Origin of the sequence: Glaciecola sp. KUL10, assembly GCF_003203515.1 — a bacterium.
Lineage (GTDB): Bacteria > Pseudomonadota > Gammaproteobacteria > Enterobacterales > Alteromonadaceae > Glaciecola.
The window spans coordinates 64466-88990 of sequence record NZ_BGNG01000006.1 but is presented as its reverse complement, the minus strand read 5'-3'; the positions used below and the strand labels follow the sequence as shown (position 1 = coordinate 88990).

20 protein-coding genes are annotated in these 24525 nt (G+C 41.7%); 11 read left to right on the top strand and 9 right to left on the bottom strand.

What is annotated here, in order from left to right; genetic code table 11:
- Positions 1 to 80: 80 nt before the first annotated feature.
- Both KUL10_RS11550 and KUL10_RS11545 read right to left on the bottom strand, forming a co-directional pair.
- Positions 81 to 512, bottom strand: coding sequence for a BLUF domain-containing protein (locus tag KUL10_RS11550; RefSeq protein WP_110429091.1), 432 nt, complete (start codon positions 510 to 512; stop codon positions 81 to 83).
- Between the two features lie 71 nt (positions 513 to 583).
- Complete coding sequence (locus KUL10_RS11545; RefSeq protein WP_110429090.1) at positions 584 to 2245, bottom strand: hypothetical protein; 1662 nt, start codon at positions 2243 to 2245, stop codon at positions 584 to 586.
- Between the two features lie 196 nt (positions 2246 to 2441).
- Between KUL10_RS11545 and KUL10_RS11540 the strand changes: the two genes are divergently transcribed.
- From KUL10_RS11540 to KUL10_RS11530, 3 genes are all read left to right on the top strand, one after another.
- Complete coding sequence (locus KUL10_RS11540; RefSeq protein ID WP_110429089.1) at positions 2442 to 3734, top strand: hypothetical protein; 1293 nt, start codon at positions 2442 to 2444, stop codon at positions 3732 to 3734.
- Positions 3731 to 4297, top strand: a complete 567-nt coding sequence (locus tag KUL10_RS11535) for a pesticin C-terminus-like muramidase (protein WP_110429088.1) — start codon at positions 3731 to 3733, stop codon at positions 4295 to 4297. Before KUL10_RS11540 ends, KUL10_RS11535 begins: the two co-directional genes overlap by 4 nt.
- Before the next feature lie 112 nt (positions 4298 to 4409).
- Complete coding sequence (locus tag KUL10_RS11530) at positions 4410 to 5174, top strand: exodeoxyribonuclease III (protein WP_110429087.1); 765 nt, start codon at positions 4410 to 4412, stop codon at positions 5172 to 5174.
- Positions 5175 to 5402: 228 nt separating this feature from the next.
- On the opposite strand, the gene KUL10_RS11525 is transcribed toward KUL10_RS11530, so the two are convergent.
- The gene (locus tag KUL10_RS11525; RefSeq protein WP_110429086.1) at positions 5403 to 7934 is read right to left on the bottom strand and encodes a ligase-associated DNA damage response DEXH box helicase; all 2532 of its coding nucleotides are present in this window, start codon (positions 7932 to 7934) and stop codon (positions 5403 to 5405) included.
- Between the two features lie 183 nt (positions 7935 to 8117).
- Between KUL10_RS11525 and KUL10_RS11520 the strand changes: the two genes are divergently transcribed.
- Positions 8118 to 9038: an alpha/beta hydrolase gene (locus KUL10_RS11520; RefSeq protein ID WP_233499796.1), complete on the top strand. Its 921-nt coding sequence runs from the start codon at positions 8118 to 8120 to the stop codon at positions 9036 to 9038.
- A 56-nt stretch (positions 9039 to 9094) separates the two neighbouring features.
- On the opposite strand, the gene KUL10_RS11515 is transcribed toward KUL10_RS11520, so the two are convergent.
- Positions 9095 to 9427: a DUF3718 domain-containing protein gene (locus KUL10_RS11515; protein ID WP_110429085.1), complete on the bottom strand. Its 333-nt coding sequence runs from the start codon at positions 9425 to 9427 to the stop codon at positions 9095 to 9097.
- Positions 9428 to 9760: 333 nt separating this feature from the next.
- Between KUL10_RS11515 and KUL10_RS11510 the strand changes: the two genes are divergently transcribed.
- The 5 genes from KUL10_RS11510 (at position 9761) to KUL10_RS11490 (ending at position 16478) form a co-directional block, all read left to right on the top strand.
- Positions 9761 to 10771, top strand: a complete 1011-nt coding sequence (locus KUL10_RS11510) for a ligase-associated DNA damage response exonuclease (RefSeq protein WP_110429084.1) — start codon at positions 9761 to 9763, stop codon at positions 10769 to 10771.
- The gene (locus tag KUL10_RS11505) at positions 10771 to 12444 is read left to right on the top strand and encodes a cisplatin damage response ATP-dependent DNA ligase (RefSeq protein ID WP_110429083.1); all 1674 of its coding nucleotides are present in this window, start codon (positions 10771 to 10773) and stop codon (positions 12442 to 12444) included. Before KUL10_RS11510 ends, KUL10_RS11505 begins: the two co-directional genes overlap by 1 nt.
- Positions 12445 to 12573: 129 nt before the next feature.
- Positions 12574 to 13914, top strand: coding sequence for a GH1 family beta-glucosidase (locus tag KUL10_RS11500; RefSeq protein ID WP_199509226.1), 1341 nt, complete (start codon positions 12574 to 12576; stop codon positions 13912 to 13914).
- 5 nt (positions 13915 to 13919) lie between these two features.
- Entirely contained in the window at positions 13920 to 15446 is a 1527-nt protein-coding gene (locus tag KUL10_RS11495; protein WP_110429082.1) for an MFS transporter, read from the top strand.
- Between the two features lie 123 nt (positions 15447 to 15569).
- Positions 15570 to 16478 carry a M14 family metallocarboxypeptidase gene (locus KUL10_RS11490; RefSeq protein ID WP_110429081.1) on the top strand — a complete coding sequence of 303 codons (909 nt, stop codon included), beginning with the start codon at positions 15570 to 15572 and terminating at the stop codon, positions 16476 to 16478.
- Positions 16479 to 16521: 43 nt separating this feature from the next.
- On the opposite strand, the gene KUL10_RS11485 is transcribed toward KUL10_RS11490, so the two are convergent.
- Both KUL10_RS11485 and KUL10_RS11480 read right to left on the bottom strand, forming a co-directional pair.
- Complete coding sequence (locus KUL10_RS11485; protein ID WP_110429080.1) at positions 16522 to 17775, bottom strand: diguanylate cyclase; 1254 nt, start codon at positions 17773 to 17775, stop codon at positions 16522 to 16524.
- A 67-nt stretch (positions 17776 to 17842) separates the two neighbouring features.
- Positions 17843 to 18883, bottom strand: a complete 1041-nt coding sequence (locus tag KUL10_RS11480; protein WP_110429079.1) for an MBL fold metallo-hydrolase — start codon at positions 18881 to 18883, stop codon at positions 17843 to 17845.
- A 319-nt stretch (positions 18884 to 19202) separates the two neighbouring features.
- Here KUL10_RS11480 and KUL10_RS11475 point away from each other — a divergent pair, with 319 nt between their 5' ends.
- Positions 19203 to 20462 (top strand): serine hydrolase, encoded by a 1260-nt coding sequence (locus KUL10_RS11475; RefSeq protein WP_110429078.1) that lies wholly within the window; start codon positions 19203 to 19205, stop codon positions 20460 to 20462.
- A 218-nt stretch (positions 20463 to 20680) separates the two neighbouring features.
- Here KUL10_RS11475 and KUL10_RS11470 read toward each other — a convergent pair whose 3' ends face one another.
- Both KUL10_RS11470 and KUL10_RS11460 read right to left on the bottom strand, forming a co-directional pair.
- A complete protein-coding gene (locus tag KUL10_RS11470; protein WP_110429077.1) occupies positions 20681 to 21331 on the bottom strand; it encodes a hypothetical protein in 651 nt (216 codons plus the stop codon).
- A 337-nt stretch (positions 21332 to 21668) separates the two neighbouring features.
- The gene (locus KUL10_RS11460) at positions 21669 to 22277 is read right to left on the bottom strand and encodes a glutathione S-transferase family protein (protein ID WP_110429076.1); all 609 of its coding nucleotides are present in this window, start codon (positions 22275 to 22277) and stop codon (positions 21669 to 21671) included.
- Between the two features lie 380 nt (positions 22278 to 22657).
- Between KUL10_RS11460 and KUL10_RS11455 the strand changes: the two genes are divergently transcribed.
- Positions 22658 to 23548, top strand: a complete 891-nt coding sequence (locus KUL10_RS11455) for a DUF2306 domain-containing protein (RefSeq protein ID WP_110429075.1) — start codon at positions 22658 to 22660, stop codon at positions 23546 to 23548.
- A 203-nt stretch (positions 23549 to 23751) separates the two neighbouring features.
- Here KUL10_RS11455 and ubiG read toward each other — a convergent pair whose 3' ends face one another.
- The gene (ubiG, locus tag KUL10_RS11450) at positions 23752 to 24522 is read right to left on the bottom strand and encodes a bifunctional 2-polyprenyl-6-hydroxyphenol methylase/3-demethylubiquinol 3-O-methyltransferase UbiG (protein ID WP_110429074.1); all 771 of its coding nucleotides are present in this window, start codon (positions 24520 to 24522) and stop codon (positions 23752 to 23754) included.
- Positions 24523 to 24525: the final 3 nt, after the last annotated feature.

Genomic DNA, 24525 nt, shown 5'->3' with positions numbered 1-24525 from the left:
GTGGATTGGATTGTTTACAAAGTCTTAGCTATACAAACGTCCAATTTTGTATGTTCTTTAGTTAAATACCCCTATCTCGCTCAGGCACCAAGGTTAGCAAAGCGACGCACGAGAATTTTTGCAGTCGATACATCAACGAGTTGAGACAAGCTGCCAGCTTTTTCCTGAAAAGGAAACTCAAACTCTTCTCGACAGCAATCGCTTAAATCATGAGTTTGGTCATCAATATTGACGTATCCCATACTCCAGCCATCAAAATCTCGTTTATCAGTTTTGCGGTTAAATAAAATATCAATTTGTTGGTGACGTTTATCTTGAGAAATTGCGATCATTAGCTTAGTCACAGCCAATTTATCTCCCTCAATGACTTGAAAAAATGAACTGTCCTTGTACAAAAGAATACCCGTGATGTTTAACAATTCATTGGATAACCGAGCTTGCTGCAATAAGGTTAATAATTGCGCACGAGAAAACGCTCTGTTCGAGATACTTGTATAGGCGAGTTGAATCATGGTGCTGACGACTTATTGTAAATACTACATATAGGTGTAGTACAAAAAGGCAATATATCAAGTAGATAAGACTAAAAGCTCGGACTTAACCTATTCCCTTTGTTCTCCAAAAAATTCCAACGCGAGCAAGACGCCAACGCGCGAGCCATTTCATCCATGCCTTCTTTAAACTCCTCTCTTATCTCCCGATTAATGCGTCGCTCTTTAAACGTAAGAGAAACTGAAACAGCAATAACCCCGCTTACTTCATAAGAAAAATTTTCATATTTTGTGGTGTACTCATGCTCTTCAGAAAGCGGTCTGGATAATTTATAATTCAAAGGCTCAGGAAGTCTTTGTGCATCTTCAAATACAATACTGATTGCTTGAGCACCTGTTAACTGCAACATTTTCTCAGAAACTTGGGCTAAGAAATTATCCAAATTTTGAGTCTCAGCCAAAACTAAAATATCTTTTGAAAACAGTCGTTTCAAATTGTGCAAATTCTTATTAAAAAATGCATCGCAAGACTTTGAGACAAAATTGTAGGCTGGCACAATAAAGAAAGAACTAATTGCAGCCGCTAAGAACGCAGTAACCGTCTTATTACTTAACCCTATCGTTTGATTCAACACTGCTTGAATCCCTTGATCCACACCGGCCCAAAAAGAAAAGGCAATGACCGACAGAACACTCAGTGTCGCTGACTTCGAAATTATCGTATCCACTTGCCACAATCCGTATCGCATTAGTGCAAAAAACACACCTAGTCCAATGCTGATGGGGATAATGTATCGACCAATCAAGAAGCCATAAGATCCTGCAAAATTAACCAATGGAAAATACAAAACAAATCCAAATGCCAGACAAATAGCCATAGTGAGTACTTGCTTTCGCTCTCGAGTATTCAATGAGGTTTTAAACTTAGTCACGAAATGCACAATAAACACAACTAAAGCGATTGATACAACGATCGAGAAAGTGCTCAAACTTATTAACTCAAAATAGAGAAATAAATTAACGCTGGTTTGCATAGCAATAATACATATGCATATGACGATAAAAGAAAGGCTTTTAAATACGGTTTTTGAGAATTCTTGTGGGAAAAAATATAGAGCAAGGGGCCCTACGACCAACATCAAATTAATTCTGATGGCTTCAGCTATCACATCACTAAAGACATTGCTTCCATAGTAAAAGAACTGACTTTCACAAACGTTTAAAAGCATCGAAACGCTAAGTAAGTATCCAGAGAGGTGGTGCCTTGCTTTAAAAAATAATAGTAGCGAGAGGCTCAATGATAGGATTAAAAATAGTAAGTCTAAGCCGAAATACGCATAGCCAACTGGCAGCTTTTCCACATTTGAATCAGACTTGTACGCAACAAATTGCTCTATTTGATTGCCGTGGTGAACCTTGAGTAGTAACTGAGCTTTATCCAAATCCACACATTCATAAACCGCTTCTAGCGAATCAAAGTTAGCCAGTTCACAATCATCAATGCTTATAATGCGATCTTTAAACAATCCTCGATCTATTAACTCCGATTCTGGGTGCGTCACCACCATAAAGGTACTGGTCGATGGGAATTTATAGAGAACCACACCGAAGGGCAAAAGGCGCGACTCTTGTTCGCCATTTAAACTAGCCTTTGCTAGTAAGCCCAAGCAAATAAAAAACATCACCGAAAGTAACACAGCAAAATATGCGATTTTAGAAGAAACTCTAAGGCTGTATTTGGCTGCTAGATTCACGGCTTTACATCGCTTTTGTTATTTTTAGGCGCAATTGAAATCACTAGTTACTCTTGAATCATTCAATATCTGTTTATAAATCAAACTCCACTATACGACAAATATTAAAGTTGACAATAGCTCGCAAAGTAGCCACTGTAGAAAAAAACATCAAATACTTATTTAAACACGATACGACCTGACACGGACTGCACACATGCCTACTATCAAGCAACTCTCTCAACGCACATGGCAGGCTGTTTTATCAACAGCGCAAGGCTTGTGGCTTTTTTTCTTATACGTTTGGGTAGGTTACATAATGATAGGCTCTTTGGGTTCACTTCAGCTCAGAGATGCACTTGAAGCTGCACCAGAGGGCGGTACGTTTGACCAAGTTATAAGCTCTAAAAGTGAATTTGAACGCAAAATCGAAATAATCCAAAAGCGGAATCCTAGAAATGACCAAAGCATGTATGAAGAGGTCGATCTACTAGAGGTAGAGATTCAAAGGCTGTGGGATGATATTTTCGACCAAGCAATTAAAGCAAAGATTATTTCCGATCAGTTGATTGAAGAAGAACCTGAGAATTATTACCACTCTCTGATCAATAAAGTACGCGAGTCATGTAGCCGTTCTTCAAGTCAGCCCACAAGCAAGCAGCCAGTCAACTCTGAAATCTGCACGGTCATTCAAGACTACAGTTTCTATGTCGAAACTGCCGATCAAATGTACATTCAAATAAACCAGCAACTAAGTAACTTTGAAAGTGAACAGGAAATGAAAGATATTGAGGAAATTAAGCGCATAAGGGAACAAACACCCTTTCAAGACTTATTTACCACTGTTGAATTTATGGATGAGCTAAACGCATTAAGCTTTTTACAACAACCTCGAGAAATACTTGTACTTCAATTAACCATGGTCATGGGTACCTTAGGCAGCTTGGTGACGATGACTTGGTTGTATATAAGGCGAGACACTGATTTGGGCATCCGAAGAACGCTCTTTTTACCACTCGTGGGCAGTGTGAGTGCTTTTATTATTTTTGTGTTCTTCAAAGCAGGGCAATTAACTATCAGTTCTGGCGGGGGATCTTCATCACTTAGCCCCTTCTTTTTGTCATTTGTAGGGATCATATCAGGTCTATTATCTGAGCGAGCGTATGCCCGCATGGAGTCAGTTGGCACAAAGTTCTTCACGGTTGAAGGTGATAATCTGCGGTGGGGTGTTCGCCTACGTCAAGCAATTGAAGAAACGGGGATCACTGTCACGATGATTGCAAATTATTTAGGCTTAGAAGAAGGCAAAATAAACAACATCATTGATGAAGTCACGCCAGCCACTCAAGAACAACAGACATTAATCGCTGCATGCTTGCGACGAGAATCACGTGAGTTATTCACCGACGAACCTCCAATGGGACAATTCAATAACAAACAACGTGACCCAAGTTATCAATATCAGGGTGACAATGAGCTTCCACCAACAACACCAGGACCATCTTTATGACTTCACCAAATACTGGCGGCAGTGAAATAGACTTCGATTTTATCAGTGAGTTTGAAGGCGGTAGCATTAATCAAGGTTACGTACCGGATGCTAAAAATAGTCAAAGCGGCGTGACTGTCGCAATTGGATTTGACCTTGGCGCGCGAGATACCAATGATTTGTATCAGCTGGGGTTTGACGACGAGTTGGTAGCATTACTGAGGCCTTATATGGGCCTTAAAGGTCTTGAAGCGGCTGACTTTGTATCGCGCAATCCCTTGATAATTACAGATGCCCAAGCTGATGTGATTAATTACTCTGTAAAAGGCGCGCTTATCAATAAACTCATGAGGCGTTACGAAGACGCTACCAATATTGCGTTTAGGAATCTCCCCGCTGTTTGGCAAACGGTTATTGCCTCTGTCGAATTTCAATACGGCAGTGTTCAGTCAAAATGCCCAACCTTTTGGCGTTGCGTTTGTTCGCAAGACTGGCAAAGCGCCATTAATGAATTGCGAAACTTCGGGGACAGATACCCAACGCGCAGAAATAAAGAGGCTGATTACGCGCAAAGGGGTATCTAAACCAACTTGGTGATTTGTTGCACAAGCCAAGACAAAAAGACAACAACGCGATAGCATTAGGATTAACTGATTTAAAATTTATGCTTACCTAGCGAAGTTGATAGGAAATTAAATGCGAATAGTATCTTGGAACGTTAACGGCATTCGCGCCGTGCTCAAAAAGGAATTTGCGAACTCTTTTGAAAAATTAAATGCCGACATTATGTGCTTTCAAGAAACCAAGGCCCAGTGTGATCAAGTTGCTGAAGCGATTGGCGACATTGACGGCTTTCACTTGATGTCTCACTCAGCAGTAAAAAAAGGTTATTCGGGCACCGCGATACTCAGTCGTGCAAAGCCCTTGTCGGTTACATATGGCCTAGGTATCGAAGAACATGATCAAGAAGGCCGCGTGATCGCAGCTGAATACGATGCGTTTATTTTGGTCACTGTCTATACACCAAATTCAAGTAATACACTCAAACGGCTACCCTACCGACAAGAATGGGATAAAGCGTTTTTAGACTATCTACGCGCACTTGAAGCTAAAAAACCGGTACTCGTTTGTGGTGATTTAAACGTTGCTCACAAAGATATCGACCTTGCCCGCCCTAAGCAAAACTACAATAAAAGCGCCGGTTATATGCAAGAAGAAATCGATGGCATCGACAACTATATCAAGGCTGGCTACGTCGATACATTTAGGGCATTGCATCCTGAAGATGTTAAATACTCTTGGTGGAGCTATCGAGCAGGTGCACGCGAGCGCAACGTAGGGTGGAGGATAGATTATTTCTTGGCATCTAAGAACATGAGCTCGATGGTTGAAGAGGCTGATATTCACACCGATATTCACGGCTCTGATCACTGCCCCGTATCTGTGAAAATATCAATTTAGGCATTATCGGCATTCTTGGGGTTAATGAGAAGGGTGAAGTTTTAACATCGCATCAAATGCTTACGGCAGTAGCCCTTACCCATTTTATCAGGATCGCCTAAGCGCCCATCCCTGGGCAGGCTCGAAGCACTTCATCCATGAAGTACACGCCTGATAAAATGGGTAAGGACTACTGCCTGCGCATTTGAACATTCAACATTTTCATTTCAATTGGCAAAGCTAATTCAATTAAGAACCTTCAAGTAAAGCCCTAATATCTTCCATCATATTTTCAGCTTCTTGATAAAGATTAGCTTGTTCTAGCAACGCCTGCGCGCCTGCGCCTATTACTTGTTCACTGCGCACATCTAGTACGATAGGGAGCGCCATCGGCGAGGCTTTTTCCAAGGCGATAAAATCATAGCAACCAACAAAGCGAATGAGTGTGTCGGCCAGTCGTTGAAGGTCTAACAACTCTCTTTCTGCGTCTTCACGTGTGACTTGCAATAGCACGTGATCGGGATCGTACTCTCTTAATGTGTCATAGATTAAATCGGTAGAGAAGGTAACTTGGCGCATGGTCTTTTTGGTGCTGTGATATTGCTGCTCAATTAAACCGCTTACCACTGCCACTCGTCGAAATGAACGTTTGAGCATGGGGGCTTCTAGCATCCAATTCTCAAGCTCGTCACCTAAAATATCTGGGTGAAATATTTGTGCAACATGCTGCTGTTGTACAGGCTCGATGGATGAAATAGACAAGCCATAATCGGTGATCGAAAAACTCAAAGGCTTTAAGCCCATTTTCTCCATTCGTCGGGTGGCGAGCATGCCGAGTGTTTGGTTAGCTTTTCGTCCTTCAAACGTATACATCAAACATACTTGTGCCCCTCTAAATGGGAACTGTTCGATGAGTACTCGATTGGGTTTGGGCAGCATCGAAAAGTCTTTTTGCAGCTCAAGCCAGTCTCTGACCAGTTTGGGCAACGCACGCCATTTATCGGGTTCGTTAAGTAACATGCGCACACCGTCTGCCAAGTATGTTGATAAAGGCATCTGACCACCGACATAAGACGGGATTTTGGGTTCTTTTGCTTTTCCTGGTTTTGCTTCGACCATCATATCTTTGATGCCTTCAAAGCGAAGTACTTCGCCGGCAAAGTAGAAGGTATCGCCTTTGACGAGTTGTTGCGCAAAATACTCTTCGACCTCGCCGATGATCTTACCGGTGTGTGCTTTTCTGATGCGTTTGACTTTTAGGCGTCCTGCTTCAACGATAGTGCCGATATTTTGTCGATGCCGCATGATCACCCTTTTTGATGCAGGTGAATACGTCCCATCTTCATTTTTTGTCAGTCGGTTATAGCGCTCATATGCTTGCAAGGCATACCCGCCGTCTTGAGTAAAGTACCAAAGCTTTTCAAATGTGGTTTTGTCCAGACCGCTATAAGGCGTTGCATCGAGTACTTGCTGATAGATATCCTCTAAACAAGCAGATTGACTGCACAAACAATTTAGGATGAATTGAGGCAAGATATCCAATGCCCCTGCCATTGCGGGTTCACCGTCTAATTCACCTTTTTTGATGGCCTGCATAGCAGACAAACACTCAAGTGCTTCAAACCTATTGGCGGGTACTAGTAATGCGTTGGAAGGCTCATCCATACGGTGATTAGAGCGACCAATTCTTTGCAATAAACGACTGACGCCCTTGGGTGCACCGACTTGGATAACCAGATCAATGTCGCCCCAATCGATTCCTAATTCTAATGCCGAGGTAGCGACGATGGCTTTCAATGCGCCTTTGGCCATCATGGCTTCGGTTTTTGCACGCTGTTCTTTACTAAGTGACCCATGGTAAATCGCAATCGGTAACACCGCTTTATTCTCTTCCCATAAGGCTTGAAATATCAGCTCTGCTTGCGCTCTTGTATTCACAAATACTAGGCTGGTGTTAGCTTGTTCAATCGCAGCGTAGATTTCTTTGATGGCATATTTCGCCATGTAGCCACCAAAAGGAATGTGTTTTTTATTGGTAAGGATTTTAACCCGAGGCTTTACTTTAGATTTAGCGACCACAATATCGCAAGGTTCATCACTATCCCCCAACCAAGCAGCTAACACCTCTGGTTCTGCTACAGTGGCAGACAACCCGAATCTAATAAAGGAACTGGGTTGTCCTTTGTTTGTCGATTTAAGGCTTGATGTATTCGCTTTGATAGCCCTTAGGCGTGCCAATGCCAAGGTCGTAAAATCGCCTCGTTTTGAATGAGCAAAACTATGCGCTTCATCCACTATCACTGTCTTAAGTTTGCCAAAAATCGTCGGAGCATCCGTGTAACTCAGCATTAACATGAGTGATTCTGGTGTTGTTAATAAAATATTGGGCGGATTAGTGCGTTGTTTTTGACGCTGATAAGCCGTTGTGTCTCCCGTTCTTGAAGCTACTGTTATGGGTAACTGCATGTCTTCAATCGGTTGATTGAGATTGCGATGAATATCGGCAGTCAAAGCTTTAAGTGGTGATATGTATAAAGTATGCAAGCCAATCTTTTTAGCTTGTTTACCTTGCTTATAAAGGCTCGCCAAATCGATAAGGCTTGGCAGAAAACCAGACAAAGTTTTACCCGCTCCCGTGGGTGCAATCAACAAACTAGAACGTTGATTCGCAAACGCCCTAATCATTTGTTTTTGATACTCACGCACCGACCAACCACGTTCAGCAAACCAAGCTTTAAAATTGGCGGGAATGACGGCTCGCTTTGTTGGCTCTTTTATCATTTATTCACTGGTGTTTTTTATTAATGTGCTACGAAAATAGCAAGGCATAGGCTCATTACCGAACACGAAGCATAAGCTGAAATTTCTAAACTGTATAAAATGCATACGAATTCATGATTAAACCACTGGCTAAAATGGCAGAAATATCTGAAGCTTAACAAACTGTTTACAAGGCATGTTTTTATGAAAATCATTCAGTTACTAGCAGTTACATTAATAATCGCCACTCTGAGCTCTTTCAATCTACACGCACGACCCGCGCCAAAAGATATATCAGCAGGTAACATCAAAACCTATACTGACTTTGCCTCTGAGTATATTCAGCCACGCAATGTGCACGTTTGGACACCGGATGGATACAATGCAAATCAACGTTACCCAGTACTTTATATGCACGATGGAAACATGCTGTTTGATGCTGCCGTGACCTGGAACAACCAAGAGTGGGGAGTTGATGAAGTAGCCTCAGCACTCATTTCACAAGATAAAATCAGGCCGTTTATCGTTGTAGCAATCGATAATATAGATGAAACAAGATACTTCGAATATTTTCCTGCAAAAGCACAATTATTTGCAAACGAAGTAAAAAACGCCGAGGCAATTCCGCAAGCATTTTTAGAGATTCAGTTTATCGGAGACAACTACTTAAAATTTTTGGTAGAGGAATTAAAACCATTTATCGAAAAAAACTATGCCGTCAGCACCAAACTTGAAGACACCGCTATTATGGGTTCAAGTATGGGCGGGCTCATTTCAATGTATGCGATAAGCGAATACCCAGCAGAATTTGGCATGGCTGCATGTGTATCAACACATTATCCTGGTTGGACACCTGAAGAAAAAACACCGATTGGCGACACGATTTTAGCGTACATGGAAAAAATGCTTCCAAGTGCAGGTAAACACAAAATTTATTATGACTTTGGTACAGCCGAGATCGATCAATACTACGAAGTGTACCAAGTGCAAGTAGACAAAATGATGGAAAAGCGTGGGTATACTGCTAAAGACTGGATGACGTATAAAGACGACGGTGCGGGCCACAATGAAGATGCGTGGCGAAACAGGTTACATATCCCCTACACTTTCATGTTTGGCAAGTAGTAAGGTGCTACCCGCAAATTATTATCAATTCGGGTAGCACATTGTTTCGTCACTGCTTATTCAACGCTAGCGACAAGATCTGGCAACGCTTTGTTGGTTCTGCGCGCGAGTTTTTCAGCGACTTCATTTGAACCGTTTGCTACTGCGAACTCCAATACAGGCTGACCGTTACAAACCAAGCCATTTGCAATCGCTGAGTATGAATAACCTACATTTTTTACCGCTCGCTTCAGCTTCGAAGTATTATCACTTTGAACTGCCTCACATACTTTAACCAACTTTGACTCTCGCTCGATAGGTTGTGCATTTGCAAGATTGATACTGCTACCCGCAACTACAAGTAAAGTTGATGCAATAGTTAGGTTTAGGCTTTTTGCTAATTTTTTCATAATTATTTCCTTTCGGGTTTAATAAACAATTAAATGTCTCTTGTGTGTGTATTTACAAAGACCAAGCAACATACTTTTATGTGCCTTTCATATGCTTTGTCGTTTAAATAAACCATAAAGTTTATGAAAAAAGTGTTTAATTTCTCGCCAGAATGTAACAAGTAAATTCATGTGTTAACCGCTGAAACAAACTGTCTATTTTTGTGCGAAAAGCTTTTCAAAACGAAAGTAAATGTGTCTAGAAAAATGCTTTTTTAAACTTACTTCTACACAATTTTGACCCAGCAAATTAAATCAGGCGTAAAAATTCGAAATTATCTTGTAGAAAAACACATGCACCCCGAACACTGGATCGAAACACGACCTCAAGGTTTATTTTGTAAAGCACTCGATGCATACATCGACCCTTTGATGCCTGTTCAACGAGCAATCATTACTCATGGGCATGCCGACCATGCGCGACCAGGTCATCACGAAGTTTTCGCAACACCGCAAACCATGGCAATCATGCGCATTCGTTACGGTGATGACCATGCCGAGCAGCAACACGAATTGGATTACCATCAGTCGAAAACACTCAATCAGGGTGAATTTAAATTTGTCCCGGCTGGGCACATTTTAGGCTCTGCCCAAATAGTGATAGAGCATCAAGGCCAGCGTTTAGTGATATCAGGTGACTACAAACGTTCCTATGATCCGACATGCCCTGAATTTGAAGTGACACCGTGTAATGTGTTTATCACTGAAGCCACCTTTGGCCTGCCCGTGTTTAAACATCCTCCTATCAATGACGAAGTAAACAAGTTACTTCAATCACTGATGTTATTTCCAAATAGGTGCCATCTTGTTGGCGTTTATGCGCTGGGCAAATGTCAGCGCGTGATCATAGCCCTGCGGGAGCTTGGCTATCAAAAGGCCATTTATGTGCACGGCGCGCTAATTAATTTATGCAACTTATATCAATCATACGGGGTTGCTCTAGGCGAGCTTATTCCCGTATCTGAAGTGACTGATTTAAAATCACTAGCAGGTGAAATAGTACTTGCTCCACCGTCTGCACTGAGTGACAGGTGGTCTCGCAAGCTCCCAGAAGTGATGACCGCGATGGCGAGCGGTTGGATGCAAATAAGAGCGCGCTCAAAACAGCGTCGCGCTGAACTGCCGATCATCATTTCTGATCATTGTGATTGGCCAGAACTATTGCAGACGATTTCGCAGGTCAATCCCTCCGAGGTATGGGTAACGCATGGCCGCGAAGAAGCCCTTGTTCATCAAGCTCAAAGTATGGGTTACAAGGCTAAGGCGTTATCGCTTGTGGGTTATGAAGAAGAGGAAACAGGCTAATGATCGACTTTGCTAAACTCGTCGACCAGTTATATTTCACGAGCAGTAATTTAGCCAAAGCTGCACTTATCAAACAATATTTATCAGTTGCAGCCCCTACAGATAGAGGCTGGGCAATCGCCGCGATTGCAGGCACATTACAACTTGAGTTTTTTAAACGAAAAACAATCAAAGATCTCATCACAAAGCGCGTTGATCCGATTTTATTTGACTTAAGCTATGACTACGTTGGCGAGATGAGCGAAACGGTCGCCCACTTGTGGCAAGCTCAAGATGATGATCCAATCGCTGAATTCGAGGAAATTCTCAGCTTAAATGAGTTGATTGCTCAATTTCAAAGCTTACCCAAAAAAGAGATTGAGCCGTTTCTAATCACACTATTAAATCAACTCAATGCTGCTCAGCGCTGGGCTTTGATTAAACTTGGTACAAGAGGCTTACGCATCGGTGTGTCAGCGCAGTTCGTCAAAAAAATACTGGCTGAGTACGGCCAAGAGCACGCGGTTTCACGCGGCATCAGCGAGCAAACCGCAAAAGAGCAATACAGTGTCGAAGAACTAGAACGCCTTTGGCATGGTGTCAAGCCGCCCTATGATAGCCTGTTTGATTGGCTTGAAGGAAATGCCGACAAGCCTGACGTATCACAGAGCATTACCTTTCAACCCGTTATGCTGTCTCACCCTATAGATGAGTCTACCCTTGATTGCTTAGACATCAAAAACTGGACCGCTGAATGGAAGTTTGATGGGATTCGCGTTCAACTGGTGATCACTAAAAAAGGCAAAGCCCTGTTCAGCCGCACTGGAGATGACATCAGTCACAGCTTTCCAGATTTGCTAGTTTCATTTGATGAGGACACTTGTGCAGGTGTTTTCGATGGTGAATTACTTGCTTTGCAAACGAATAAAGAAAAACAAGAAAGTAAGACATATAAAATAGCGAGTTTCAATCAGTTGCAACAGCGCCTGAACAAGAAAAGACCAAGTAAGAAGTTAATGAATGAATGCCCAGTTGGCATAATGTTATACGATGCTTTGAAAATCGGAAATGAAGATCTACGTGCACACTCTTTAGTTGTCCGTCAAAGTAAACTGAATAAATGGTTTGAGTCTGTTAATGCAGATAAGCTGATGCTTTCGCAAACGTTTGGTATTGACAGCGCGGAGGAAGCCAAAGCATTGAGAGAACGAGCTAGTCAACAACACGGTGGCTATATTGAAGGTCTGATGCTTAAACGCAATGATAGTCTCTATATTGCTGGTCGCCCGAAAAATCAGTGGTTTAAATGGAAGCGTGATCCGCTGCTTATTGATGCGGTGATGATGTACGCCCAACGCGGACACGGAAAGCGTTCCTCGTTCTACTCAGACTATACATTTGGTTGCTGGCAAGGTGAGAGCTTACTGCCGGTAGGCAAAGCCTATTCGGGCTTTACCGATGTTGAACTAAAGGAAATAGACAAGTGGATTCGTCAAAATACCGTAGGGCGTTTTGGTCCTGTGAAAGAAGTTAAAAAAGAACTGGTGTTTGAACTAGCTTTTGATTCTGTGCATCTTTCGAAGCGACATAAATCAGGTTTGGCATTAAGATTTCCTAGAGTACATCGAATTCGCTGGGACAAGCCCGCCCACGAAGCGGATACAGTGACTAACTTACGAAATTTAGCAGAATAAAAGAAAGCGCTTTCATTTTATGTAAACAACGTGTTATAAACTACATAATGATGAAATTAAGCGCTGCAGTGTATGCATATCAGTAACTGGCTTGGACTGCGCAAAACCTGTTATTTAAAAGACTCTCTGATGAAAAAACTATCGTTACCTGCTCACTCTCCTATGCAAAAGAAATCATTTTTGTATGGCGTTGCAACTGCCTCTTTTCAAATAGAGGGCGGCGCAGACTCCCGTCTTCCATGTATCTGGGATACTTTTTGCGCTACTCCAGGTAAAATAGCCGACGCATCGAATGGACTGACGGCGTGTGACCATTTCAACAAATGGGAAGAAGATATAAACCTGATTGAGAGTATTGGCGTTGATGCTTATCGCTTTTCAGTTTCATGGCCAAGAGTCATGACTAAAGATGGTAACGTTAACCAAGACGGCGTAGACTTTTACATCGCGTTGCTAGACAGACTTAATGAAAAAGGTATCAAACCCTTTGTCACGCTCTATCATTGGGATTTACCACAATACTTAGAAGATCAGGGCGGTTGGCTAAATCGTCAAACTGCATATGAATTTGCTAATTATGCAAATCTGATAACCCAGGCTTTTGGAAATCGCGTACACTCTTATGCGACCTTTAACGAACCGTTTTGCTCGGCTTTCTTAGGGTACGAAATCGGTGTACATGCACCAGGCAAAGCAAGTAAGGAATTCGGAAGAAAAGCAGCTCACCACATCTTATTAGCGCATGGATTAGGCATGCAAGTGCTGCAAAAAAATAGCCCAGACACGCTTAATGGTATCGTATTAAATTTCACACCTTGTTACCCAGTTAGTCAAAGCGATGCCGACTTACAAGCCACTGACCTCGCCGATCAATATACTAATCAGTGGTATATCAAACCTCTCATGCATAAAGCCTACCCAGAAATTATTGACTTACTGCCGGCTAAGCAAAGACCTGAAATCCACGAAGGCGACCTAGAAATCATCGGTCAACCCATGGATTATTTAGGCATCAACTTTTATACACGTTTGACCTATTCTGCTCCAACCGTAGAAGGTGAGTTTTTTACCGAACATGAACATTTATATCCTCGCACAGATATTGGATGGGAAATATATCCAAAGGCGCTGACCGACCTTTTAGTGCGCATGAACAAGCTATACAACTTACCACCAATTTACATCACTGAAAACGGCGCAGCGATGGCTGATGAGCTAATCGACGGTGAAGTCCAGGATCTCGACAGGCTCGAATATTATGACCAACACTTAAACGCAGTAAACAACGCCATTGAAGCGGGTGTTAGAGTTGACGGTTATTTTGCCTGGAGCCTAATGGATAATTTTGAGTGGGCTGAAGGCTACCTTAAACGCTTTGGATTGGTTTATGTTGATTATGACACTCAAGTGCGTACATTAAAGCAAAGTGGTATCGCATATAAACAAATGCTTGCTCAAAGAAGCGAATAATTCTAATGATAAAACTCCCCTTTTATGAAAAAGTCGGTTACGCCATGGGCGATGCTGCCGCCAATCTAGTTTGGCGTGGAGCACTTGCTTATCTTGCTGTTTTTTATACAGATACCTTTGGTATTGCAGCAACATCAGCAGCCCTATTGTTTTTAGTCGTGCGCTTATCTGATGGTGTAACCGACATTATCATGGGTATGATTGCAGATAGGACAAATACGCCATGGGGCAAATTTAGGCCTTGGATATTATGGTCGACGCCCTTTTTGTGTTTGTTCATGGTGTTGAGTTTTACCACACCCGATATTAGCGACTCAGCGAAGCTAGTTTGGGCTTACGTAACTTATATTGGTCTTACCTTAGCTTATACGGTGAATAATGTACCCTATTCCGCGCTTATGGGTGTCATGACTGATGATGATAAAGAAAGAACTAGTTTATCAGGCTTTCGGTTTGCGGGTGCCTTTCTAGGTGGCCTTTTGGTCATGGGCTTTTTACCCAGTCTAGTAAAGTACTTCGGCGCTGGCGACGATGCAATTGGATATCAGTACACGATGTATCTTTTTGCCGCTCTGCTATTTTTATTAATGATCATTACTTTCTACAGCACGAAAGAGCGAATCGAAGCACCCGCCAAACAAACTGGTACCTTAAAAGAAGAACTTTGGGATCTAACTAAACAACTGCCGATTATCACGATTCCACTGATCAGTATTACCTTATTCTTTTACTATAGAAACCTAGCGACTGGTGTATTGTTTGTTGTGGTGATTGCCACTGTGCTTTATTTAATAAACAGAGCGATTAAAAGCGATAAAGAAGTGTCTGCCACACAGCGTGATATGCTTGATCTAGTGACCAATAAGCCATGGTTGATATTAATTGGTATTGGCTTTTTGACAATGATGTTTAATGGTATTAAGTACGGTGTCATTGCTTATTACTTTAAATATTTTATCGGTGATGAAGTCATGGCAGGGCAGTACTTTATAGGGCTGCTCATTGTTTCTATTCTAGGTGCGCTTTGCACTAGCTATTTAGCCGACAAATTTGGTCGCAAGAACTTATTTATTATTGCGCTATTGGCGACGAGTATCATAACTTGTGGATTTTATTGGATTCCTGCAGGTGATATAACAATGGTGTTTGTCATCGGGTGCAGCGCCGAATTCTTTGCCGCAATGTTACCTACCTTGTTTTTTTCTATGCTTGGCGACGCTGCAGACTACTCAGAGTGGAAAAATGGCCGCAGAGCAACAGGCCTATTCTATTCGGCCGGCACATTTGTACAAAAGACAGGTGGAGGCTTCGCTGGTGCGTTAGTTTTGGTCGTCTTAGCCAGTTACGGTTATCAAGGTATGGACCCATCAACCATAGAGGCATCTCTTCCCGGCATGGTACAACTAATGAGCTTTATTCCTGCGATATTCGGTTTTTTGGCGGCAGGGTTAATTATGCTCTACCCGATTACCGAAAAACTTCAAACCCAAATGACCAAAGAACTCATCGAAAGACGTCTGGCTGTAAACTAGTTAGACGTATTTCGTATGCTTTGAAAGATTTTGAAACGCTTTTCAAATTGAACAATTCAATATCGATGAGTTACAGTAGTGAAGTATCGTTAATAGCCTCTGAGCAATAATTAGGAAAGCACAATGCAAAACTATCCAATTGGGATTGCAGGTCAGCCGTGGCAGGATGTTCACAAAAAGCAATGGCTCGAATCACAGAGTGTCAAGCGCAGCTATGCACAAGAGGTACTCAGCAGAATCGAAGAAGACATTGTCGGCTTTGCCAAGGTTAAATATGGTGCATTGCCTTTCGATGCGATGCGCTACCCGCTATACGCATTTAAATCTTCAAAATGGGATACAAATAAACCTACTGTATTAGTCAGTGGTGGTGTTCACGGGTATGAAACGAGTGGTGTGCAAGGAGCAATTGATTTCCTTCTTAATCATGCTAATCAATACAACGAACATTTTAATATAGTGATTGTGCCGTGTGTGAGCCCATGGGGCTACGAAACAATCAATCGTTGGAACCCAGAAGCCATTGACCCAAATCGCTCGTTTTATGCTAATAGTCCTGCTCCAGAGTCGGCTTTATTCATAGAGTTCATTGAATCATTGGATGTAGATTTCTTAGCTCATTTTGATCTACATGAGACCACAGATACAGATGACAGTGAGTTTCGACCTGCACTTGCGGCAAGAGATGGCGTTGAATTTAGTGATTGGGGAATTCCAGATGGCTTTTACACTGTCGCAGATACGCCAAAACCACAAATTGAATTTCAAAAAGCCATAATTGCGTCGGTGGAAAAAATCACGCATATTGCGCCACCAGACAAAAACGGTCAAATAATAGGTGCCGACATTGTCTCAGACGGTGTTATTTGCTACGACAAAAAACCATTATTTTTGTGTGCGGGGGTAACCGATGCGCCATACGTAACAACGACTGAAGTTTACCCAGACAGCGCCAAGACTGACGCTGATAATTGCCGAGAAGCTCAGGTTGCCGCTATCAATGGTGGATTAAATTTCTTGTTAGCTCTCTAGTTTTGCAAAAAGTAAATAAACAACATTAATAATCGAGTAATGCTTAATTGGCAAGTACTCGATTTCTTCCTGCTGTTTTTGCTGCGTACAAATTCTGATCGGCTACCGTTAACATTGATTCAATGTTTCGTTTATAAACATCAGTTACACCGATACTTACCGTACAATTCAATGACTTCTTTTTCATCTTAAATGCCTTTTGAGATAATACATCTCTAAAGTCATCCATTATTTGCACAGCTTTCTCCAAACTAGTATTGGGCATGAATACACAAAACTCTTCGCCACCAAATCGAGAAACCTTAAACTCGGGATAGATCTTGTTTGATAGTTTCTTGTTTAGTAATTTTGCCGTTTCTTTTAACACCATGTCACCATAGTCGTGACCGAAGTTATCATTAACCTGTTTAAAATGGTCTAAATCTAACAAGGCAAGACTCATTTGCTCAATTCCTCGTTTCATAGAGGCCTCTACCTGATTGAAAAAATGACGACGATTCGATAAACCAGTTAAATAGTCTTTGTTAGCAGTTTCTCTGATCACATCGATTTGCTCAATGTGTTCAATGTTTTGCATAATCCGACAGAAAAACTCTTCATGGCAATATGGCCGGGTTAAATAATCGTTTGCCCCACTTTTCAAAAACCTAGCGAGTAAAGCTGTTTTGCGACCACTTGATACCCCAATAATGCTCACTTCGCTTTTATTGAAACTTCGCCTAATATCTGCGACGATTTCAGTTCCCTGCATCTCTGGTAAATCTTCATCAACAATGACCAGCTTGATGTTGTTGTGTTGGTACAACAAATCCTGAACATTATCTGCGGTATTTGTCTCATAAACTGTAAAATTGTGTCGTTTCAAAAGGGGAGCAATTGAATTACGGTTGCGTCTAGAGGAGTCAACGACCAGTACTCCAACTTGATGATTTTTTTCCAAACGCTCCAGCAAACGAGACAAATATTCATAAATTTGTGCGTTCTGCTTTGGGATATAGTCCACAATTTCCCTGCGTAAAATATCTTTACGGATATCTTCGTCAGTCTGGTTGGTAATGACAATAGCCGGTATATAAGCGTTCAGAGCGAAATCAATGGCTTGGCCGTGTAACGCATCGGGTAGAACGTAATCGACGACTGCACAAAGGTATTCTTCGGGTGTCGAATGCTCAAATATATGTTTTGCTTCAATCAGCGTATTTGCGACTACTACATCAAAGCCAGCTTTGCCAATGACTCTTTTAAGTACTCGCAAAGCCTCAGAATCAGATTCTATGACTAGTACTTTAAACTTCACTTTTTTACTACCTGGTTACCCTCTCTTCTCAGGTAGGTTATCGGCTATCTCGCACAAATTATTAGGCTTAAGTGATAATCGCTTGATAACGATACTGTTTATTTTCAAGCGTTCGTTTAATTTTGTTTTCGTACATCAAGTAATTCAAATGAGATAGGCATTCGGCCACTGCGAAAAACATATTGTGTTCGTTTAATTCTCGCTTAAATAGTATCGGTAAACACTGCACTAAATTGCGTGGCTCTTGGCAAAAATCAAGTAGATTTTCAAGGTGCTCATGATGATGTGCAAGCAATTCATTTACCCGATTATGTAAGCCATAAATAGGTTGCTTATGCGAAGGTAAGACCAATGTATTTTGTGGCAACGTTAAGAACTGCGGTAAGGTTTCTAAATACAGCTTGAGCGTATTACCCTCGGGTTCAGTGTTGTATACGCCAATATTTGGAGAGATTTGCGGCAACACATGATCACCCGAAATCAAAATCTGCCTAGACTCACAATAAAGACAAGCATGCTCAGGTGAATGGCCTCGACCGACCATTACTTTCCAAGTGTCATCGCCGATTTTGACTTCACTGTCATGTTGAAGCCTAAAATAGCTAAGCGGAATGGGCGAAACCACTTTGCGAATACCGTTTTTAGACTGCGTGTTTTTCTCAATATACTCCTCATCAAAGCCTGCGCGTTGTAAATAAACTTTGTCTTGCCAATTATCAGCGCCTTGTCCACCAGCGACAATCGCGCGCGCAGTAAAGTATTCGGCATAAGTCATTAACAAGGGCACTTGAAAGCGCTCAGTTAGCCAACCAGCCAGCCCAATATGATCAGGATGCATGTGCGTCACAATAACTTGCTTTAGCTTAATGTTGTAACGCTCGATTAGACTTTCCCAGCAATCCTTGGTCGCAGACGTACCGATTCCGGTATCAATCAAGGTAAAAGCATCACCGTCTTTAAGAAGATATAAATTAATATGATTTAAATCGAACGGCAATGGCATGCGTATCCAAAAAATGCCTTGAGCGACCTCTTGCCACTTTCCTTCTTCTGGAACCTCCACGTCTAGCGTGGTCACAAAGTCATTCGTTGCTGAACTGTTTGGCATAAGCTAACCCTTCGATTTTCATAAGCATTAACGATAGAGCGACACGATATGATTAGCAATTCACTTAAATCAATAGAAAGTAATTAGCTATCGAAATTAATCTGTCTAATCACAAAGCAAAGCTTCGACAAAAATAAACAGTCAATAAACAAACTTAAAGGTAAATTATGGATATTTATGATAAGTCGTATTTATCACATAAAATCATATATTTAATGTTTTTCAAGCATTTAACAACCGTTAACAAACTTGTAACGTACTTGCTTATACTCGTGAAGAGAATACACTCACTACAACTAACGACAGAAAGAGTTTAAATATGAAAAACCTAGTAGCACTGAGCTTAATGGTCTTTTTGACCGCGTGTAACGCAACGACGCCTCCAAAAGAAAACCTTGGTAATCCAACAGTCAAGCAAGGTTTATCAAGTGAGCGATTAACGCGCATCAATGACAGGATGCAAGAGTATATCGACCAACAAAAACTAGTCGGCATCAGCACTTTGGTTGCTCGCAATGGTCAAGTCGTTCACTTTGCAGCACAAGGTCAACAAGATCGTGAAAAGAATATTCCGTTGAGTCGCGACACGATTTTCCGTATTTATTCAATGACTAAACCTGTCACTGCTGTTGCAGCGCTCACATTGTGGGAAGAAGGCAAGTTTCACATGAATGATCCAATCGACATGTACTTGCCACAACTTAAAGACTTACAGGTTTATGTAAGTGGCGAAGGTGACAATATAGTTACCGAAAAGCAAAAACAGCCCATTCGAATCATCGATTTGTTTATGCATACTGCTGGTTTGAGCTATGGATTCTCACAAAGTCCAGTTGATAAGCTTTATCAACAAATGTTTGCAACAGCCAACTTTAAAACCGCAGACGAAATGCTCGATGCAATCGCAAAACTACCACTAAACCACCAGCCAGGCGAAAAATGGCACTACGGCGTCAACACCGACATCATCGGCTTTTTGGTTGAAAAACTAAGCGGTAAGAAGCTGGGTGAATACATGCAAGAAGTGATTTTTGAGCCACTTAAGATGAATGACACTGGATTTTATGTCACCGCAGACAAACGCGATCGTTTAAAGCAGATTTATACAGTCGGCGACAAAGGCCAAACCGTCGTTAGACCAGTGGGCGCACTTGGAGATTATCAAAGCGATCCACAAGTTCATAATGGCGGCGGCGGTCTAGTATCAACCATGGATGATTACTTAACCTTTGCACAAATGTTGTTAAATGGCGGTGAAGTCAATGGTACTCGCATCTTAGGACGCAAAACCGTTGAATACATGCGCACCAACCATATGCCAAAACACCTGGTTCCTTTTGAACCCGGCGCAGCTGGCGAAGGCTATGGTCTAGCGGTTTCAGTTACAGTTGATGAAGGTCAGCTTAAATTCATGGGGTCAGAAGGCAACTTCGGATGGGGCGGTATGGCATCAACTTACGTACGCATCGATCCAAAAGAAAACATGATTATCCTGGGGATGTCTCAATTTGTGCCGATTGGTTTTCACCGTTACCACGATGATTTGAGAAACTTAGTTTATCAGGCTCTGGTTGATTGAGGCACGGACTTTGCCCTTTGTTTGATTAGTTAAATAGTCCCTGCTTTAGTGCAATAAGCGATATTCATAGTGGGCAGGGACAGGGGTTAAACCAACTCGTTATTCTTAACTGTAAAACTAATAGATATCTGCTTTTCTTAAGGCCTGGCTGCACCCTTGAGTTCATCGTCATCAGAAGAAGTAAACATTCCAGCAATAAAAGTTCCTAGTCATCACGTTCAGATTGACGTCAAACTCCTTAAATTCAAAGGTAATATGTATTTATCACATATTCCCAGCCGTGCTCGTCTAGCCAAAACGATCACAATGAAAGCAAAAAATAAAATTAAAGAAGGCTCTGAGATTGAGTTAGCTGAGGATAGCCCCGTTAGTGTAAATGCTCCTCCTAAGCCAATAATGAAAGCACTCGCAGATTCAGTTTCAAGGATGAATGATATTGGAGATGAATTACCCAAAAAGTCACCCTGCCCAAACAAGAGCGCAGTACTTTGATCACTTGACGTAAAACTAAGCACTTCATTGATGCCCGTTAAACCAATCAAAATATCCATTTGCCACGCTTCATTGCTTAATTGTTCAAAGGAAAAAAAGGTAGCTAGTAACTCGTTGCTCACATCTGTGGCAGTGTAAACAAAGCTTGTGATAGAACCCGTACCTACACTGTCGAAAGCATACGTGACGGAGAGAATATCGTTCCAACCCACGTCGGAAAAATCAGTACTGTCTGCAAATTCAAAACTGAAAGTATCTGAACTATCAATGCCTATTCGAATGCCGCTTAAAGAGTCCAATTCAAAATCAAAAATAATGCTTGCCGATGCGCTGAACGGTGCATAGCAGATAATTATTAATAGAAGGTGTCTGAGCATAAGAATGTCCTTAATACTTTTGTTTTTATCGTAATTTCAAGATGAGCAGAAAGCATGAGGATTGCTTGGTATTCAAACAAAGCAACAAACTTACTGACGAGTTTCAATTATAAAGAACAGGGTACAAACACAAGTTGAGGAAATTATGAGGATGGGACTATTTATTATCCCCCACTAATCGATGGCCAACACAATAGACGGCTTGAATACACTGGAAACTTGGCGAGATTTCTTTGAATTTTTTGCGAGTGTTCTCGATATACGTGTCGACAGTTCGGATGACCCCAGCTTTTCAAACTTCTACGTACTTAACACTGCTGTAAATTTTAACGCAACCCTAAGCCTTCATACTAGGCCGCAAATTCTGCCGCTCATACCAAGCCTGCAAAGCCGTTTGATCTTCACCAATACGCACATCAATTACACGCGCAAAGTCGATCGCACAAACCGCAGTAATATCAGCAATTGAAAATTGATCACCTGCTATAAACTCGGAGTTTTGAAGTCGCCTATCTAAGACTCGTAAGAACTTAGACGCATTGATACCCGCTTCGATCCCATATTCTTTAATTGGCTTCATACGATCTTTAAAATACCCAGTGGTATGCTGAAAACACATGCCGACTTGCATAAATAAAGCAAACTCGACCTGACGTTGCCACATTGCGATGGTCCCTTTTTCCAAAGGCGTTTCACCAAACAAAGTGGGCTCAGGTTGCAGCGCTTCGAAATACTGACAAATCGCATCGCTTTCGCTGATACAGGTACCGCCATCAAGTTCTAAAATTGGGATTTTACCCAAGGGGTTTTTCGCCCTCATTTCTTTGGATAGATTTTGGCCTGACTGCAAATCGACTTGCACATATTCCATATCAATGCCTTTTTCAGCCAAAAATATGCGCACTCTGCGAGGGGTCGGAGCGGTTTTAGTATCGTAAATCTTCATTGTTTCAAGCGCCTTGTGTCTATCTGTTGTCATGACAAATTGAGTCATGTTTAAACTTGGGTGCTAAAAGCGTAAAACAGCTTTTCAAAGCTAGCGAATCATCATTTTTTATAACATTAAATATAATTCAATGAAGTACCTTTTGATAATCGCCACTCAGCCTTTAATGGATTGTACTTCATGCTCGATTCGGCAAGTTGAGTGAGACCACCTTTCAAGGTCCTTAGCTTTTGTTTTCTAATGACGATAAACCTTTTCCATAAAAAAAGCTCAATTTTTAAAAAAACTAAAAAGAATCCGTACGAATAGGCCCATTTGGACGAATTACGACAGTCTTTATCTGATACTCCGCTCTATTGAAGTATATGGAGAACTCCACAATGGGTAATGATTATGCTGATGTTTCAGCTTCTTCAGCAACAAACAACAGTTCAAAAGCAACGATACAAAAAGTGATACCTAACAAGCTTGCCAACCAAACCTTAAAATTTGCAAGTATGTTTTGGTTTGTGACTACTTTGGTTGGTCAGTGGTTTTTCTTCTATTACATAATGGCTTTTTATGGATTTTCAGTGATCAACGACAATATGCAAGCTTGGAATCGCTGGGAGCCTTTGGGCAGCACCCCTTATCACGCAGGGGATTTCTCGGGCAATCTGGCTTTCGCCGCCCATGCTATTGGTGCTGGTTTTGTAGCCTTTGGAGGTGCACTGCAGCTAATACCTATGATTCGAAACACTTACCCTAGGTTTCATCGAATTAATGGTTATATTTATCTTACCACCGTATTTTGTTTAGCTATTTCGGGCTTCTATTTGGTGTGGATACGTGACCCAGAACCTATTGATTTGTCAGGTGTCGGCACCACTATCAACGGCTTTCTAATACTGGCTTTCACATATTTTACCGTGCGTAACGCAGTTAAACGAGATATTGCTAGCCACCGAAAGTGGGCATTACGGCTATTTTTAGTGTCAAACGCACAATGGATTTTAAGAGTGGGTGTTTTTAGCTACTTAATAACGGGTAATGTGTTAGGCATGAAACCAGCCTTTGGCGACCCATTTTTCTATATTTGGACATTTGGCTGTTTTTTATTGCCCTTAATGATGCTGCAGCTATTTTTCTATGCTGAAGAAAAGGGCACTAAGGCAGTGAAATACTCTGCAAGCTCCGCATTGTGTCTATTGACGGTTCTAATGATGATAGGAATGATTGGTTTTACGCCCTTTTTGTTGATGGTTATGTCAAACCAAGCGATCACATTCTAAGGTTTATGTAAGTCAGATTTAATCTATTCTGCTATCGAGGTGTTTAGACTTTTTTCTTTGGTTTCTTAGTGCTTAAGGTTTTTCCAACGGTTAAATATTCCTGCATGGTGGGCATGATGTATCTAAGTTTAGTCATGACTTGTTGAATGATGTTTAATTGTAGATACACAAAGCGTGAAACAGCTTTTAAAGCTGGCGAATCATCATTTTTTATAACACTGAATATAATTCACTGAAGTATCATTTGATAATCGCCACTCACCCTTAAATGGGTTGTATTTCATACCCGATTCAGCTGTTTGAGTGACACCGTTTGTCGATGCCATTTGATTGAGTTCGTTAGGAGTGACAAACATTTTCCAATCATGCGTGCCTTTTGGTAGATAGCGCATGACATACTCAGCGCCAAAGATTGCGATAATCCATGATTTGATAGTCCTATTTAGCGTTGCCAATACTAAAAAGCCCCCTGGGTTGACTAGATCACAACACTCTTTAATCAACGCGGATTGATCGGGCACGTGTTCAACCACTTCTGCATTAATGACAACATCAAATTGCCCACCTTTACTTGCCGTGGTGCTTGAAAGCTCATGCCTATATTCAATATTTAAGGCAGAGGTTGCCGCATGGCGACGTGCCACCTCAACACTTATTTGGCTGGCATCAATTCCCACTACTTGTGCACCAGCTGATGCTAAAGGCTCGCAGACTAGCCCTCCTCCGCTGCCTACATCTAATATTCGTAGACCTCTTAGCGGAAACGCTGAATCGGGCTCTCGGCCGAAGTGTTTGCATATTTGTGGGATAAAAAAGCTAATGCGCGCTTGGTTAAACAGCAACGCGGTTTTGTACTTTCCGTTCGGATCCCACCACGAATCGGCGAGCGCATCGAAGCGAGCAATTTCGTCGGCCGAAAAGTTTCCTTTACTCTGTTTTGTCTCTAGTACACTTAACTTGCTTTTATCCAACATCAG